Source organism: Nitratireductor sp. WH36-1 (assembly GCF_058725515.1).
In genome coordinates this window covers 2,712,105-2,725,958 of sequence record NZ_CM178970.1, presented here as the reverse complement: position 1 = coordinate 2,725,958, position 13,854 = coordinate 2,712,105, and the positions used below count along the sequence as shown (strand labels likewise).

The 13,854-nt window shown below is 58.0% G+C and carries 31 protein-coding genes; 18 read left to right on the top strand and 13 right to left on the bottom strand.

Annotated features, from left to right (window positions below):
* Positions 1-17: 17 nt before the first annotated feature.
* From AC4PTT_RS13035 to AC4PTT_RS13015, 5 genes are all read right to left on the bottom strand, one after another.
* On the bottom strand, positions 18-230 hold the full coding sequence (locus AC4PTT_RS13035; protein ID WP_492161368.1) for a hypothetical protein: 213 nt from the start codon (positions 228-230) through the stop codon (positions 18-20).
* Complete coding sequence (locus tag AC4PTT_RS13030) at positions 227-418, bottom strand: hypothetical protein (RefSeq protein WP_206554886.1); 192 nt, start codon at positions 416-418, stop codon at positions 227-229. The genes AC4PTT_RS13035 and AC4PTT_RS13030 overlap by 4 nt, the downstream gene beginning before the upstream one ends.
* Positions 418-732, bottom strand: coding sequence for a hypothetical protein (locus AC4PTT_RS13025; RefSeq protein WP_492161367.1), 315 nt, complete (start codon positions 730-732; stop codon positions 418-420). Before AC4PTT_RS13025 ends, AC4PTT_RS13030 begins: the two co-directional genes overlap by 1 nt.
* Positions 733-807: 75 nt before the next feature.
* Positions 808-1,014, bottom strand: coding sequence for a hypothetical protein (locus AC4PTT_RS13020; RefSeq protein ID WP_492161366.1), 207 nt, complete (start codon positions 1,012-1,014; stop codon positions 808-810).
* On the bottom strand, positions 1,014-1,211 hold the full coding sequence (locus AC4PTT_RS13015; protein ID WP_492161365.1) for a hypothetical protein: 198 nt from the start codon (positions 1,209-1,211) through the stop codon (positions 1,014-1,016). The genes AC4PTT_RS13020 and AC4PTT_RS13015 overlap by 1 nt, the downstream gene beginning before the upstream one ends.
* An 806-nt stretch (positions 1,212-2,017) precedes the next feature.
* Here AC4PTT_RS13015 and AC4PTT_RS13010 point away from each other — a divergent pair.
* Complete coding sequence (locus AC4PTT_RS13010) at positions 2,018-2,761, top strand: DUF5131 family protein (protein ID WP_492161364.1); 744 nt, start codon at positions 2,018-2,020, stop codon at positions 2,759-2,761.
* Here AC4PTT_RS13010 and AC4PTT_RS13005 read toward each other — a convergent pair.
* From AC4PTT_RS13005 to AC4PTT_RS12985, 5 genes are all read right to left on the bottom strand, one after another.
* Positions 2,758-3,579: a three-Cys-motif partner protein TcmP gene (locus AC4PTT_RS13005; RefSeq protein ID WP_492161363.1), complete on the bottom strand. Its 822-nt coding sequence runs from the start codon at positions 3,577-3,579 to the stop codon at positions 2,758-2,760. The genes AC4PTT_RS13010 and AC4PTT_RS13005 overlap by 4 nt on opposite strands.
* Before the next feature lie 9 nt (positions 3,580-3,588).
* Positions 3,589-3,726: a hypothetical protein gene (locus AC4PTT_RS13000; protein WP_492161362.1), complete on the bottom strand. Its 138-nt coding sequence runs from the start codon at positions 3,724-3,726 to the stop codon at positions 3,589-3,591.
* 10 nt (positions 3,727-3,736) lie between these two features.
* Complete coding sequence (locus tag AC4PTT_RS12995) at positions 3,737-4,021, bottom strand: hypothetical protein (protein ID WP_492161361.1); 285 nt, start codon at positions 4,019-4,021, stop codon at positions 3,737-3,739.
* Positions 4,022-4,118: 97 nt separating this feature from the next.
* The gene (locus AC4PTT_RS12990; RefSeq protein ID WP_492161360.1) at positions 4,119-4,745 is read right to left on the bottom strand and encodes a hypothetical protein; all 627 of its coding nucleotides are present in this window, start codon (positions 4,743-4,745) and stop codon (positions 4,119-4,121) included.
* 10 nt (positions 4,746-4,755) lie between these two features.
* Positions 4,756-5,541, bottom strand: coding sequence for an XRE family transcriptional regulator (locus AC4PTT_RS12985; protein ID WP_492161359.1), 786 nt, complete (start codon positions 5,539-5,541; stop codon positions 4,756-4,758).
* Positions 5,542-5,555: 14 nt separating this feature from the next.
* Here AC4PTT_RS12985 and AC4PTT_RS12980 point away from each other — a divergent pair, with 14 nt between their 5' ends.
* From AC4PTT_RS12980 to AC4PTT_RS12915, 14 genes are all read left to right on the top strand, one after another.
* Positions 5,556-5,822: a carph-isopro domain-containing protein gene (locus tag AC4PTT_RS12980; RefSeq protein ID WP_492161358.1), complete on the top strand. Its 267-nt coding sequence runs from the start codon at positions 5,556-5,558 to the stop codon at positions 5,820-5,822.
* Positions 5,819-6,454, top strand: coding sequence for a hypothetical protein (locus AC4PTT_RS12975; RefSeq protein WP_492161357.1), 636 nt, complete (start codon positions 5,819-5,821; stop codon positions 6,452-6,454). The genes AC4PTT_RS12980 and AC4PTT_RS12975 overlap by 4 nt, the downstream gene beginning before the upstream one ends.
* Positions 6,451-6,618, top strand: a complete 168-nt coding sequence (locus AC4PTT_RS12970; protein WP_492161356.1) for a hypothetical protein — start codon at positions 6,451-6,453, stop codon at positions 6,616-6,618. The genes AC4PTT_RS12975 and AC4PTT_RS12970 overlap by 4 nt, the downstream gene beginning before the upstream one ends.
* A 180-nt stretch (positions 6,619-6,798) precedes the next feature.
* Positions 6,799-7,179 carry a hypothetical protein gene (locus tag AC4PTT_RS12965; RefSeq protein ID WP_492161355.1) on the top strand — a complete coding sequence of 127 codons (381 nt, stop codon included), beginning with the start codon at positions 6,799-6,801 and terminating at the stop codon, positions 7,177-7,179.
* A 106-nt stretch (positions 7,180-7,285) separates the two neighbouring features.
* Positions 7,286-8,011 (top strand): hypothetical protein, encoded by a 726-nt coding sequence (locus AC4PTT_RS12960; protein ID WP_492161354.1) that lies wholly within the window; start codon positions 7,286-7,288, stop codon positions 8,009-8,011.
* An 88-nt stretch (positions 8,012-8,099) separates the two neighbouring features.
* Positions 8,100-8,732: a methyltransferase gene (locus AC4PTT_RS12955; protein ID WP_492161353.1), complete on the top strand. Its 633-nt coding sequence runs from the start codon at positions 8,100-8,102 to the stop codon at positions 8,730-8,732.
* Complete coding sequence (locus AC4PTT_RS12950) at positions 8,732-9,097, top strand: endonuclease (RefSeq protein ID WP_492161352.1); 366 nt, start codon at positions 8,732-8,734, stop codon at positions 9,095-9,097. Before AC4PTT_RS12955 ends, AC4PTT_RS12950 begins: the two co-directional genes overlap by 1 nt.
* Positions 9,094-9,384 carry a phage replication initiator YdaU family protein gene (locus AC4PTT_RS12945; RefSeq protein ID WP_206549352.1) on the top strand — a complete coding sequence of 97 codons (291 nt, stop codon included), beginning with the start codon at positions 9,094-9,096 and terminating at the stop codon, positions 9,382-9,384. The genes AC4PTT_RS12950 and AC4PTT_RS12945 overlap by 4 nt, the downstream gene beginning before the upstream one ends.
* Before the next feature lie 17 nt (positions 9,385-9,401).
* Positions 9,402-9,662 carry a hypothetical protein gene (locus AC4PTT_RS12940; RefSeq protein WP_492161351.1) on the top strand — a complete coding sequence of 87 codons (261 nt, stop codon included), beginning with the start codon at positions 9,402-9,404 and terminating at the stop codon, positions 9,660-9,662.
* The gene (locus AC4PTT_RS12935) at positions 9,655-10,254 is read left to right on the top strand and encodes a hypothetical protein (protein ID WP_492161350.1); all 600 of its coding nucleotides are present in this window, start codon (positions 9,655-9,657) and stop codon (positions 10,252-10,254) included. The genes AC4PTT_RS12940 and AC4PTT_RS12935 overlap by 8 nt, the downstream gene beginning before the upstream one ends.
* The gene (locus AC4PTT_RS12930) at positions 10,251-10,523 is read left to right on the top strand and encodes a hypothetical protein (RefSeq protein ID WP_492161349.1); all 273 of its coding nucleotides are present in this window, start codon (positions 10,251-10,253) and stop codon (positions 10,521-10,523) included. The genes AC4PTT_RS12935 and AC4PTT_RS12930 overlap by 4 nt, the downstream gene beginning before the upstream one ends.
* Complete coding sequence (locus AC4PTT_RS12925) at positions 10,520-10,849, top strand: hypothetical protein (protein ID WP_492161348.1); 330 nt, start codon at positions 10,520-10,522, stop codon at positions 10,847-10,849. Before AC4PTT_RS12930 ends, AC4PTT_RS12925 begins: the two co-directional genes overlap by 4 nt.
* On the top strand, positions 10,846-11,298 hold the full coding sequence (locus AC4PTT_RS12920) for a hypothetical protein (protein WP_492161347.1): 453 nt from the start codon (positions 10,846-10,848) through the stop codon (positions 11,296-11,298). The genes AC4PTT_RS12925 and AC4PTT_RS12920 overlap by 4 nt, the downstream gene beginning before the upstream one ends.
* On the top strand, positions 11,295-12,011 hold the full coding sequence (locus AC4PTT_RS12915) for a hypothetical protein (protein ID WP_492161346.1): 717 nt from the start codon (positions 11,295-11,297) through the stop codon (positions 12,009-12,011). The genes AC4PTT_RS12920 and AC4PTT_RS12915 overlap by 4 nt, the downstream gene beginning before the upstream one ends.
* On the opposite strand, the gene AC4PTT_RS12910 is transcribed toward AC4PTT_RS12915, so the two are convergent.
* Positions 12,008-12,172, bottom strand: a complete 165-nt coding sequence (locus tag AC4PTT_RS12910; protein ID WP_492161345.1) for a hypothetical protein — start codon at positions 12,170-12,172, stop codon at positions 12,008-12,010. The genes AC4PTT_RS12915 and AC4PTT_RS12910 overlap by 4 nt on opposite strands.
* Positions 12,173-12,357: 185 nt before the next feature.
* Between AC4PTT_RS12910 and AC4PTT_RS12905 the strand changes: the two genes are divergently transcribed.
* A complete protein-coding gene (locus AC4PTT_RS12905; protein ID WP_492161344.1) occupies positions 12,358-12,588 on the top strand; it encodes a hypothetical protein in 231 nt (76 codons plus the stop codon).
* A gap of 27 nt (positions 12,589-12,615) precedes the next feature.
* On the opposite strand, the gene AC4PTT_RS12900 is transcribed toward AC4PTT_RS12905, so the two are convergent.
* Positions 12,616-12,831 carry a hypothetical protein gene (locus tag AC4PTT_RS12900; protein WP_206993632.1) on the bottom strand — a complete coding sequence of 72 codons (216 nt, stop codon included), beginning with the start codon at positions 12,829-12,831 and terminating at the stop codon, positions 12,616-12,618.
* Between the two features lie 169 nt (positions 12,832-13,000).
* On the opposite strand from AC4PTT_RS12900, the gene AC4PTT_RS12895 reads away from it, so the two are divergent.
* Positions 13,001-13,258, top strand: a complete 258-nt coding sequence (locus AC4PTT_RS12895; RefSeq protein WP_492161343.1) for a hypothetical protein — start codon at positions 13,001-13,003, stop codon at positions 13,256-13,258.
* Positions 13,259-13,308: 50 nt separating this feature from the next.
* Positions 13,309-13,509 (top strand): hypothetical protein, encoded by a 201-nt coding sequence (locus AC4PTT_RS12890; protein ID WP_492161342.1) that lies wholly within the window; start codon positions 13,309-13,311, stop codon positions 13,507-13,509.
* Here the strand turns inward: AC4PTT_RS12890 and AC4PTT_RS12885 are convergent.
* Positions 13,506-13,817, bottom strand: a complete 312-nt coding sequence (locus tag AC4PTT_RS12885; protein WP_492161341.1) for a hypothetical protein — start codon at positions 13,815-13,817, stop codon at positions 13,506-13,508. The genes AC4PTT_RS12890 and AC4PTT_RS12885 overlap by 4 nt on opposite strands.
* Positions 13,818-13,854 lie beyond the last annotated feature (37 nt).

The window sequence follows — 13,854 nt, the reverse complement described above, 5'->3', positions numbered from 1 at the left end:
GGAATGGGAGGAGGGCGCTAAGCATTGGGCTGGCCCTCGGCTTCGGAGAGCGAGGCAAGAAACTGCTCCGCTGCTTCCTCAATCTTCCGGGCGCGTTCGACACGCTTCCATTGCTGCTTTCCGAGGCCAGACTGGTAGCGAACAGCCTCAAGCATGCGAGTGAGGTCGGTTATTGACCTAAGAGCCGCGCAGAGGTGGCGGTCCATTTCTGAAAGGCGGTTGTCCATCATGCTGCGCTCCTTCCCTGTTGGTTGGGTGCAAGCGCATTGATCGCTGCCCGAAAGTCGTTCGCGGCTCTGATCTGCGCTTCTGCGTGGGAGAGTTCGCCGGCGTCGATCAGCACGAGGGCGCGGCGTAGCGCCTTGGACTCCTCGTGCAATAAGTCGGCTCGCTGGCGGGAGAATTCGAAGGAGGGCATCACAGCGCCCTCACAAACCGGCCGTCAGGATCGTTCCCGCCGAGGCCGCGGTAGATGAAGCCCTCATCGGCAACAGCGAGCGCCTGCAAGGCCTCATCGTTCTCGGCTGCGTTCGCAATCTCGGCGGCAATGGATTTCGTCAGAGCGGAGCCGTGGAACAGGTTCTTTCCGCCCACGTAGACGGCATCCACCGACACCATAGGGACGCCCGCATCCAGTTCGACGGAAAGCTCAACCTCGCATTCCAGGTCGTAGACGACGCCAATTCCAAGCTTCTCGTCATGGATCGTATGGCAGTAGTCGTATCGGCTCATGATCTCGTGCTCCATGTTCCCGGGGGAGTGGATAAGCGTTCGGGGATGGGGCGCGGACGCCCCGGACCGGAGCGCTTAGGCGGCTCCAAATTGAGTTGCGTCTGAGTGCATCCAACGCCATTCATCGGCCTGCCTCTCAAGCATTTCGATGCGCTCATCGGTAAGGTCGTCGAAGTAGGTGTCTGCCAAGCGGGAGATGAGGCGATGAAGACGGTCGCCCGGCTTGATGACGTGGGTTTCGCGCAGATATTCGTCCGCGACCGGCTTGAGGGGCGCGCTCATCACACGCCCGCTATGTGCATGGTGGATACCTTGTGATCGAAGCGACCGCCGTGGGCGCTGGCGTATGAGACCTCAACCGCCTCGGCTTCTGTCGAGTAATCCGCAACCCTGCGACCGGTGCGCCAATCCTCAACGCGGTAGAACGTCTTCGGGTAGCTCGCGGGGATCAGACCAAGTTCATCAAGCTGGAGCTGCATCGTTCTCTTCCTCTCCATCGTGTCCGGCAGATCGGCGCGGGGTGCGCTTCTTCGTGCTCGGTGTGTTGAGAGGAATCTTGCATTCAACATAAAACATGTCAACATAAATAATGTTGAATGACATGAATGATGTTGACTTGGCGCAGCGGTGGCGCGAAAAGAAAAGCCCCGGCGGGGTGATCCGACCGGGGCTTCGAGTAGGTATATTTATCGCGATGGTTATTCATGATAAAAAGTAATTATGCAACCGTCACCGCCGCTCGGAGGTGCAGAGATTCGCAATATCTTGGGTCTGCTCGGATGTTCCCGCCAAGATGGAGTGGATGGAGCGCATGTAGCGGCGGTCTTTCGATGGTTTGTCCCGCTGTCTGTCGATCACCCGGCCCATGAAACCAAGCGGTTTCCGGTTCCCAGGCTGAACCGGATTGTCTCGACGGGTAGACGCCGTCCGAATGGCTTGAGCATGGCTTGAGGAGTAAACGCAGGGATCGAAGCACCACCGCCGCTTGAGTGGCGACCACAGAGTTCCCGGCCTGACCAGCCAAGTACGGGATGTGGGGTGGAGACCGGATGGCCCCGGTAAATCAAAGGCACCTGCGGATATCGAGACTTGATGGTGTTCACCGGCCCGACATATGGCTGCCGGTTCTAGATGGAGAGCCGCCGAGCGTGGTGGTGAAGGACCGTCTTGAAAGGGGGGAGGTGTATCTACCTCTCAAACGTAGAAGGGAAGGGCGCTGGAGCAGTGCGCATTTACCCGAATTTCACCACCACATATTTACCATGAAGGTGAAGGAGAATGTCATATGGCTGATACGTCGATTGAATGGACCGATGCCACGTGGAACCCTGTTGCTGGGTGCACGATCCTCACTGCGGGTTGCATGAACTGCTACGCCATGCGGATGGCAGCTCGCTTGGAGGCGATGGGTGTCGACAAGTATCATGGCCTCACGCGAAAGAGTGGCGGTCGCGCCAAGTGGACCGGGAAAATAACCCTGGACAGAAAGTCACTCGGTGTCCCATTGAAATGGTCGAGACCGAGACGCGTTTTTGTAAATTCGATGTCGGATCTATTCCATAGCGACGTCCCAGCAGATTTCATTGCGGATGTCTGGAGGGTCATGGCCTCTACACCGCAGCACACGTACCAAATATTGACCAAGCGTCCGGATCGGATGATTGACATCGTACCGGATTTGCCGCGGCTCCCGAATGTCTGGCTCGGCACGAGCGTTGAGGATGGCCACGTCCTTCATCGCATTGATGAAATGCGGCAGGTGCCGGCAGTTGTTCGCTTCATTTCTTTCGAGCCGCTTATCGGATCAGTAGCGGGTGCAGAACTCCGAGACATTCATTGGGCGATTGTCGGCGGTGAAAGTGGTCCCAAGGCCAGGCTGATGGATTCTGCGTGGGTAGATGAAATCGAACGCATGTGCAGAGCGGCAGGTACAGCCTTTTTCTTCAAGCAATGGGGCGGAAAAAACAAGAAAGCGACCGGACGCATTCTCAATGGTCGAACATACGACGAGATGCCGGCATCACTCTAAAACAAGCTGCCCTGTCCGTCGTCAGTAGCGGTCTTCCAGAACGCAAGTGCGAGTTCGTGCCTTGCGGCCAGCGTGAGCCAATAGAGGTGCTGGCCGCGGCTGCCCGTTATGAGTTGCATATCCGTTGATGCAGCCATTCCAAGTTCAGATACCTTTGATTTCCAAAGTCCGAAAACGTCGCGGCGGATCGCTGCGAATGGTTGGTTAAGGTCCACGACCGAACGCCATCCCGGTACAAATTTGTCGAAGGCTGACTCTTGCGCCTTTACATTGAGCCAAGTGTTTCGCTGGAGATCCATTTTGCTGACATGGACGAGCATGTCGATGCGCTTGCGCTTCGACAGCGCTTCAACGACTGAAAAGTCAAAAGCCCCCAGACTGTAAGGGTCTAGGAACGCGAAATGTAGACCATAAGGGTCTAGCTTTGCCCTGATCGCCTTAACAGTGGTGGCGGCATCGCCGTGATAAGCTTCCACTGGAGCTCCAAGGCGTTTCAATCGAAATTTTGCGCACTCAAGTCGCTCGCGGTCGGCATCTGCTATGAATACCGAACTGAACGGCGTCTTGGTGCGAACGCTTTCTTTCCATGCAGCTACGCAGCTTCCGTCGATAAACTCCCCGGTGCGTCGAACTTTTGCGCGCCCTGGCCCGCAGAACAAATCAATATACGTGGCTCCTGCCTTGCCTGCTCCTATCCATCGAGAACGCACGGCACGCGAAATCGAGATATATCGGCAAAGTGACGCGATTTTATCTTTTGCCCATGGCCCAACTTCCTCGACTGGCAAACCATCGTCACCATCTACAAGAGCCCCCATCTCTCCTCCCTATTCCCCTGCTGGTGCTAGCGCCAGATGGAAAACCTCATATACCACCCAGACGAAGGCTGCGGCGATCACGACGGACATGAAGAGCAGGAGCCAGTTCATCTCCCTCTGCTCTTGCTTTGGCTTCTTGCGATCCACGACGCTCCCCCTATTCGTCTTCCTCATCCAGATCATCGATCTCGATCAGGCCGGCGCCGATGCCCCAATCCAGAATAATCGAGTTGACGGCTTCATCCCGGCTCATGTCGTTGGCCTTCGCGAATTCATCCGCCAGATCGGCCACCTCTGAAATCAGGGTGAGGTCACCGGCTTTGACAAGCTTGCCTTGAAGGCGGAGAGCTGCCCGCCGCAGCAGCACCTGTATCTCGACAGGCGTGTAGTCGTGCAGCGTGTCGGCTGCTTTCAGCAGTTCATCGGCGAGCTTGTCAGTCATGGCTTTTCCCCTGCATGAGCCCCCTCTATGCCTTCAGCTTGGTGGCTCGTATGCCGTCTTGGCGCGTGGAAAAACCCATCACGCGCCAAGGTGATTTCTAAACTCCCCCGCGCACACGCTCGGAGTTTGTAAGGGCCTCGCCGAGACGGCCGACAGCCTCCTTCATGGCGTCTTCTGCCGCCATCGTGAGAGACTTGGCACCACCTTCGCAAAACCCTCCGGCATCAGATTGCGCTGTGCCATCACCTCCAACGGTCGCCCCCAAGAGCCTCCCGCCTCGGCCGTCTACGGTGATCGATGCGGCCATCTCAACTTCGGTTTCGATCCCGTTGACCCAGAAGCCTGGCACAACTCGAAGCCGACCATTCAGATCTTCGCCGCGTACAATAATCATGCCTCGCGCCCCGCGAGACTTTAGCAAGTCGCGGTCAACGGGTGCGTCTACGACTTCAAGCTCATCTACGAGTGTTGCCAGTGTTTTTCTTACAGAGCCTGTGAAGCCAGAGCCTACATCCAGCGGGAATGTGTGTGCAGCGCAGTTTAAGTCGCTGGGCTTGATTTCCTTTTTTAGCTTCGATGATGAAACGTAGAGAAGGTATTTCCCCGGCAGCTTCTCGCCGTACGATGAATAGACATTGTATGCTGCAACAGGCAGTGGCTCAGCGCTATACTGGCACCCGGCCAGCGCCCCCATCAGCGCGACCGCTGCAATTTTCCCCCGCATGAATCCCCCATTACCTTTTCGCAATATGACCGCAAACGCGGCCAATAATCGTGAGCCTGTCCAGATCCACCTCAAAGGTCTCCAGCGCCGGATTGTCCGAGATGATCTTCACTCGAACCGGATCAGAGAACGGAACGCGCTGTAGCCGCTTGATCTGGGGCTCACTGGTTCCATCGCTAATCGCATAGACGGTGTCTGCCAACATACGCGTTTGCACCATATCGACCATCACACGGTCGCCAGGTTGGTAAGTTGGCACCATGGAATCCCCAATCACTTCCATGATGACCGTGTTGCGCGGTGATGCTTTTGCCTCATGCTTCACGAAGTCTTCGGCCATAAGCCATTCAGCTAAGACTTTGTGTCCGGCAAATGTGTCGTCGCCAACACGAAGGTTGATCATTTCACCAATGGAGCCTTCGCCGGCCCCGAGCTTCACGTCGATCTCAGGGAGTGCTCCGGGGAATGACGGTGACCAATGCTCGTGGTTGTAGCCGTTGCCGTTTGAGTCGCCGTCAGGATCAAAGCTAGTGACGAGGGAAGGGCGCTCTTTAGCCCCGCTTCCAGTCAGAAGGTATGCAGCTGTAGTTGCAAATTTCCGAGCATATCGCTCGGCTTCTTCCGGGCCATACTCGTTTTGGCCGTTCTCATGAGCACGGTAGGTTGAGGCAGCAACACCAAGTGCATCGGCAGCTTTTGTCGCCGAAGTGAATTTTGCAGCCACGCGGGCTGCGCGAAGTCGATCACCCATAGATTCCATGTTGGTGACACTCGCAGAACACTCAACATAAATCATGTTGACATATCGACATGAAAGATGTTGATATTGGCGACATGGAAACGCTAGAAGACATCATTATCAAGCTGGGTGGGAGCGGAGCGCTCGCCAAGGCGGTCAATGTGAAGCCGTCCGCCGCTTCCGAGATGCGTCGGCGCGGTTCTATCCCGGTCAAATACTGGCCGGCATTGATCGAGGCTGCGATGCAGGTCGGTGTTTCGCTCGATTGTGACACGTTGGTCCGGCTCCATATTGAAGGTTCATCTGGTGTGTCCGCAAATGCGGAGAGCGCCGCATGACCTCCCACCAGACACAAGAACGCCGCGCTTTTCCCCTCCGCGCGGCTAACGCCGAGGGGGCTACCCGGTCCCCCCATGACGCCCCCTCGGCACCCATTCGCGAAGAGACGGATTTCCCCGGCCCGCACTCTCCCACGGTATCCGGCGGCATACCGGGCACACCAAGCAGCGATGCTCTGCGGGCGCAAAAATCTGACGGGACCGGAATTCCCGTCAGAGGCCGGGACGCTGAAGGCGTTACCCATCACCGCAAATCGCTGCGCGCCGCCAACGAATTCACTGACTCCCTTGGGTGTGGCGGGGCTTCGGCTTCCAGCACGATCTTCGGGTGCGAGACTGTATCCAAGGGCCAGCCGGCCGGCATCACGCGCCCTCTCGATGACAGATTGGAAAATCGAACTGTCCAAGACCGGCCGGCGCACAATTATGTCGAGGGCGACACCGCATGGCATTTGAACCTCAAATGGACCGTGGCCGATACCGACCTGATGCTCGCAGCTGCGCGGCGAGGTCAGACGCCCAACCAGATCGCGAGGACCATCCGTTGCGTGACGGGCAAGCCCTGTGCTCCCCATGAGGTTGAGCGCGTTCTGAGAAACGCTGATGTCCCTTTTGCGGAGCAGTCCGCATGACGATCCTCGCCATCATCCTATACGGGCTGGGCGTCATAGGCGCGATTGCTGCCGTACAACGGGAAGCGCCCACGGGCCTCCGTGAATGGGCAGTTTGCGTTGTCTGGCCTCTGGCGGTTGCAGCCGCCATTGCCATGAGCCCGTTTCAGCGGGGGCGCAAATGACCCCCGCTCACCTTCGAAAAGATCAAGCTGACGCGCATCCGTCTGAGTTTGGCGATTCCGTCGAGTGCGCATCCTTCACCTCTTTCATTCCTGCTTTCGATTTCAAGGGGCCGTTCGCCCCATGGAGGCAGGATGAAACCCGCTGCTCCAACGCTGACAAACTTAGCGATGGAGCCACCCATGAACTTGGAAAAACGAGCCAAGAGCTTGGAATTTTCAGCCAAGGGAGATCGTCCGATGTGTGACGCTGACCTGGCTGCGGACCTCATGGACGAGGTGATCGGAAAGCGCGGTATCCGCGAGCCGGTCAAGACCATGCTGGAACGAGCCTATTCGGCGCTGAGTAAGCGTAACAGTGCGTGGACCAGACGGCGTGTCCGAGCCGTCTTCAATCGAGAAGCAAGCAGGATAGATCACCGCGAGATCGAGGAGATGCGCGCGGTTATCGAAGCGAGGAAAGAGCATGCGGGATTCCGCGAAGAGACCGCCCGTCTTGTTCAGATGGCTGTCGTTCGAGCGAAGGTTGGAGATCGCGAGGTGGTTCCGCGACACAGCGGCTGATTGGGCTGAATGGGTCTGCCCAGAGCTTGCCATCGAAGATGAATGAACCGCGCCGCGGCTATCGGCGCACACCGATATAGGTCAGAGACGAATGCAACAGCTTGACATGTTCGCAGAGCCGAAGCCCGCACCGCTGCCGCCTGATCCGTTGATTGCTCGGCTGGTTGATGCGGGGTTGGCCCACAACGAATATCTTCTGGGCCTTAACCGCGCCATTCAGGTCTCGTTCGGCAAGCTTCCTTCGAGGCTCTTCAACTTTCCCATCGAGTTCGTTGACAGAGGGCGGCAGACAGACGGTCAGAGCAAGCTCTGGCTGCGTCATCCTGACTTCGAGGGCTACCCTGAGCTTGACGCGATTGAGGATGCGACCGGGACACGGCCGGTCTGGCAGCCACTCGATGAGTTCGGGCGCAACCGGGATATCGGCCCTTTCTGGCATGCGATCGATCTGCTCACGGATGAGCATTTTCACGCAATGCTCGAAACCCGGAACTTCACCGACAAGAGCGCCGTGCTGAATGGGCTCCGCTTCCACATGGACTACGGCGGTCTCTCGATCAAGAACGCCCGCTGCGTCTTGGCAGAGTTCGAATGCGCGGAGCCGCAAGACCGAAGTGCAGCGTTTCTGCGGAGCGAAAGTGTCAGAGTGACGGAAGCACAGCAGGGCAAGTTTGTCGGCATGTGGTCCCGAAATGAACAATCCGTCTGGGCTGCGATCCACGGGCTGGAAGATGGTCTCTTCAAGCGTGATCGAAATGGCTTCCTCCGGTTCTCACCGGCCTTTCTGGCAGAGAAGGAAGAGAGCCTGAGCAAGGCGAGGGCCGCAGCATGACCGAGCGCACCCGTTTCATGATCATCAACTGGACCATCGCCATTGCGGGCATTCTCATCCTTGGCGCGGCTATGTGGGGAGGGGAGTGATGGCGCAGAATACGTCCTCCGCAGTCATGCAGCAGCGCTCAGAGCCGCACGATAGTCTTGACGATTTCCCGACACCACCATGGGCAACGCGAGCGCTCCTGAAACACGTCATTATGCCGGTGATCGGTCCTGTGTCGGATCAATCGTGCTGGGAGCCAGCTTGCAATCGCGGTCATATGGAGCGGCCCCTTGGCGAGTTCTTCCGAGAAGTGGTGGCATCCGATGTCCACGACTATGGCACAGGGCATGTGATCCACGATTTCCTTTTCCCGGGCGATGTCAGGAAGGTCGATTGGATCATCACCAATCCGCCGTTCCGGCTGGCCCAGCAGTTCATTGATCGGTCTTCGCAGATCGCACGGCACGGGTTCGCGATGATCGTGCGCAGCGCCTTTCTGGAAGGCGTGGGACGGTTCAACGGCCTGTTTTCGGTCAATCCACCATCCATCATCGCGCAATTCACTGAGCGCGTCGTCATGGTCAAAGGTCGGCTGGAGCCGAAAGGTTCAACGGCAACAGCCTATTGTTGGCTGGTCTGGATCGATGGTGAAACGGATACTCGGTTCCAGTGGATCCCGCCATGCCGGAAACGGCTTGAACGCCCCGAAGATTATCAAACGGAGGCTGCGTGATGGCACTCATTCTCGACCTTCCATGGCCCAGCAAGAACCTCAGCCCGAACGGAAGACCTCATCGCATGGTGAAAGCCGCATCGGTGAAGAAGGCCAGACAAGAGGCGAAGGATGTTGCATCGGCGCCTGCGAGGAAATTCGGCCCGATCACCGCTGACGCTCTGTCCTTTCAGGCCACGTTCTCGCCGCCAGCCCGATACCGGTACGACGACGACAACCTCATGGCGTCGATCAAGGCCTACCGCGACGGCATAGCCGATGCGCTTGGAGTTGATGACCGGATGTTCCGCACAATGCCGCCAGTGATTTCCGAACCGGTGAAGGGCGGCAACGTCAGAATTGAGATCAAGGAGATTGCAGCGTGAACGAGATTCTTCAGAACCTGATGACGGTGCTTGACGAGGATCACGCGAAAGCAGTGGTCGAGCATCGGGCGGTGACGATCAGGAAGAAGCTGACGCCGTTCGCGGCAAAGCTGCTTGCAAAGCGCCTGTCCGAATGGGGGGACGCGAACGAGGCGGCAGAGATCATGATTGAGCGGTGCTGGCAGGGTTTCCAGGCATCATGGGTGAGGGACCGGACGCCCCGTGTGGTGCAGCAGAGCCCCAGCGACGTGTTCGGCGCGATTGCGAACGGGACGTATCGGCAATGATGGGAAAAAGGAAGTGGGTGGACAGCGTCCAAAAGGGCGTAACGGCGGTCGCTGGTCTGGTCGCCATGATAAGCACGGTTTACGGCGGGTTAGCCATGGTCTGGCTGGCAATGAAGGCCCCTGATGCCTTCTCTATCGTCGTGGCTGGGGCGATGATTGCGGCTGCAATCTACAAGCGTCGTCCATCGGAAACCTACAATCTGCAGATGGGCCATCCCGACACAGAGCGCGTCATGGTTGCCGTGTACGACCTTTTGAGAAGGGCGGACAATGACTGATATACGCCCAGCCTCACAGGCGGAGCTCGCAGGAGCCCTGCAACTCTTATTCGATGCCCTCCCATTCCAGCGTGGCAGCAATGGAGAGAACGTTGCGGCCGCATACATCGAGGCGCTGCGCGGTGTCAGCCTAGACGCGATCAAGGCCGGCATCAGCAGGTTCCTGCGCGGCGAGGTGGAAGGCATCAATATGCGGTTCGTCCCGACGCCGCCCGAACTGGCGCGGATCGTCCGGACCACGTCTGTACCGACACGGATACCGCCACAGAGGCAGATCCCGCCACGCGTCTCCATGGATGAGATGGCGCGCGCTCGCATGCGTCTGAAAATGCCTCTGTTCAGTGCTGCGCAGAAGGCTGGCCCGCAGGCCCTTGACGAGCTCGCAGCGGCAATCCCCAGCTTCAAGGCCATGTGTGACCTAGCCTATCGCTGGGGTGTTCCAGTTCCCGACATTCTCGCGCGCCGGCCACTGCCGGAAGTGGAGGAGCAATGGCGGAGAGCTCATCATGAGGCGCAGGCCGAGATTGAGCGGAACCCGCCGCCATATCTGAGAGCGATGCGTCGGAAGCAGTACAGGGAGGCCGCAGAATGAACGTTTTCGACGCCCGCGCCAGACATGACGGCTACACATGGATCGGTGAATTCAGAGCCGGTGAGCACGGCGATTACAAGCCAGTGATGAAAAACGGCGAGACGAGACGGTTCCAGAGCGCAAGAGATGCACGTGAAGCGGCATTCCAGGCATTGGCCTCCTACATGAATGGCAATTACGTCAGCGCGAGAGCCAAGGCCGAGCACGAATGGCGCGCTGGCACCATTCATCGCGCCGGCAAACGCCCGGTGGAGGTGGTCAAGGCGTGAGCGATCGCACTCCCTGCATCAACCCGCGTTGCCGGCGCACAGGCCCGGCGGATGAGTTCCCCGGAGAAATGATCTGCGGCAAGTGCATCCGGTCATTGCCGGAGGGCGTGCGCAGAGAACATCGACGGCTGTGGCGCGAGATCAGGAAGTGGGAGCGACGCATCACGCGCACCAGCGATGAGATGAAGATCGTGAAGATGCACAACATCGTGACGCGGCTCTCATGGCAACTCAGCAGGCATTGGGACAGGGAGATCAAGCCACTGTTCCTTGCACCTGAGAAGCCCGAAGGTCTCGACGCGTTTCTAGAGGAGATGGGCCTGTGACAACCATCCCAGCTCATATCCAACGCCTTTGCGATGAATTCGGCATCAAAGTCATCGATGGCCATCGTTATCCCGAAGTGGGAGAAACGCGAGCAGTGGTGACGCTGGATCGGATCTACCGCAAATTTGGAGAGGCCCATGTAAGACTGGTGCTGACCACGATCAGGGAAGCCGGCAACAACCTGCTTTTGATGGATGAGAGCGGCTTCTGGATGGTCTCGGACATGGTGAGGCGGTGTCAGGGCATCATTGAGCGTGACGCAAGCGCATGGCTTGAGACATGGGACATGATCCCCGGCGGTGAACTGCAGTTCGTTGCGCAGGAGCTGAGGAGCGTTGTCCCGACGCGCTTCGCTCTCGGCGGTATGGTCTATGAGCGCCTGTTCCGCCGCTTCGGCCCATACGCGGATCAACTCGACATGCTGGATGATCGTCGGAGGATGACATGAACATCGAAGAGATCGCAGAGCGCCTCATCAGGGCGGCGGAGATCGAGAACGTGGGCAACCGCGTGGGACCGGCCCCGCTGCGCGCCCAGCAGCTCCCCTACGTCCATTCCGACGACGACATGAGGAACTGGGGCCACAGGCGAGGGGAGCGCCGCAGCCGCGATCCTCTGGCCAACGCCTGCCGTCTTCTCCGTGAGGATGAGGACGCCCATGCGCTCTATCGGCGGGAGTTCTTCGAGAAAGCTGAATACACGGCGCGAGACATCTCGGAGGCCGAGGAGGCGCAGGGCTGGTATGCTCTGGTCGACAACGAGGCCAACAGAGCCGCGCTCGCCGCCTGGGTGCGTTGCATGGCCGACCACAAGCGGCTGTTCTTCAAGGACTGGTGCGCCGCTCAGAACATCACGCCGAAGACAGGAAGGGCGCGGAAAATTCGCGCTCTTTCGTCAATTCTTGCACATCTTACTCGCAGGAGTGTGCAGAATTGCAATAACGCCGATTTCGAGGGGTTCCCTGTTCCCCCGGAAAACGGGCATATTGAGCCCAACATCGAAGACGAGCGCGCTGAGGAAAGAGGCGTCACGTCATGGGCCTCAGACGAGGCGTTCACCAGCTACTTCTCAAACGATCCGGCGGACTTCTCCTGGTCTGATCGGCGCAACGAGCGCCGGCGGCAGAGGGAAGCCAAGAAGCGGAAGCAGGAAGCGGCTTAGAAATAGAGGTAGGCGGCCCCGAAGGCCGCAATCGCAGCGACCATGACCAAGGCGATGAACGCAATTGGCCGCCGTTTCGGCTCAAGGTCTTCTGCGAGCACCTTGAACTTCTTCGGATCACCCCATTTGAGGGTGCGGAATTTGTAGACGTTATCCCTCATGCCCGGATGGTCGGGCAGCGCGGGTTAAAATTCTCTCAAGGCAGGCAGGCTCGGAGCCCGCCCGGTCTCATAAGCCGGGTCTACAGCGTTCGACTCGCTGGCCTGCAACCATCGATCACAACTTGGAACCTGGCACTCTGCGATACGTTCTCCATGCAGCACACCAACCACCACAGGAGGTGATGATGCGCACTCGAACGTATATGACAGGGATGCTGGCGCTTCCGATCAACGCCATGCTCTTCGGAGCGGGAGCCGTGCTGGTTCTATCAGTCCCGGCGCTGTTTGCGATGGCTGAATATCTGTTGCCGGTCGTGATCGTGGCCAGTATCGCGTTGACCGTTCCGCTGGCGTGGTGGCTCGCCCCCATGCTGAGGTCTCGCAATCACTACCCCGAGTTCAATCGGAAATGGTAGCTGGCGCGAGAGCAGGGCTGGCAGGCTTCAGATGGCGTCCCGTTCCGGCTCTTGTGAGCCTTTCTGCGATAGGACGTAGAAGAGCACAGGGGCGATGATAACGGTGATCAGGATGGATCGCACAATGGTCGCGGCCATCGAATGGTGATCATCGAAGAACATCACGGTTATGGCGGCCGCTACGTGCACCAGACCGGCAATAAGGAAGCCAAGGAGAATTGCCCTCCATGCTAGTACCAGCATAGGTTTAAGTTCCTGTGTTTATTAGGTGTGGCGCAACATAGCCTAATAAACGGCGAACAAATGCTCGCCCACTGCGACAAATGCTCACGGTGGTGATCGTTGCTTCAGAAGAGAATGGATCAGAACGCCCCGGCCTTGCGCTGGGGCTTCTCGTATGTGGAGACATGGCATGCAGTGGCAGCCGGTCATCGAGGCCCGCGACATCCGATATGGAACGGTCGCTGATCTCAAGATGTCGTCGGGCCGGGTCTATCGTGCCGTCTATGGCTTTCGCGGCCAAGGCTGCGCATGGTGGCCGCTGCCCGGTCAGGCAAGGCGAAGCCCTATCGGAAAGTTCGCGCCGGTCGCGTTCTCTGTTCAGGCAGTGGGCAATGTCCAAGCCGGTGATTGGAAAACTGCAGCAAGCCAGGGGCACGCGTCATGGTGAGGGCATGCACTCACTTCGTCGGCTTCCGTGGCGAGGAATACCACTCAGCGGTGAGGGCCTTTGGCCCGCCCGACTTCATCCATCGTGGTTGGGACCGGCGCGCCCAGCGGGAGATTGCTGATTGCGATCTGGTGGTGTTCGCCAAGGGTACGGCGGATCAGGAGCCGCGCGACCACAGCTATGACGACATTCGGGAAGCAGAAGGTTCGATTCTCTGCGGAGAAGGCACCACCAGTTTCGAGAGCTGCTAGACCTTGAAGTCGTACTTCTTCTCAAGGTGTTTAACGATTTGGTCCAAGGCGCGCATGACGAGCAGTTCATTCGCACCAAAACGATAGCAACCGCTCATAATTTTCTGGTTCGATAGGTGCTCGAAATAATAAGATCCCTTTCGAATTTCGCCGTCTTCATAAAATGAGATTGGGTACCTAAAGCTGCGCCCTTCTCCATAAAAAACGCCGTTTGGACCCCAGTTTTGAATGTTTGAGTTATAGCATTTCGAGCCGAGTATGTTTTCGAGCTCTCGCAAAAGAGCAATTCTCTTTTTGGAAATCGCCATTATACCCCCCCCCTTTAATCCCAAGAATAGAAGATCA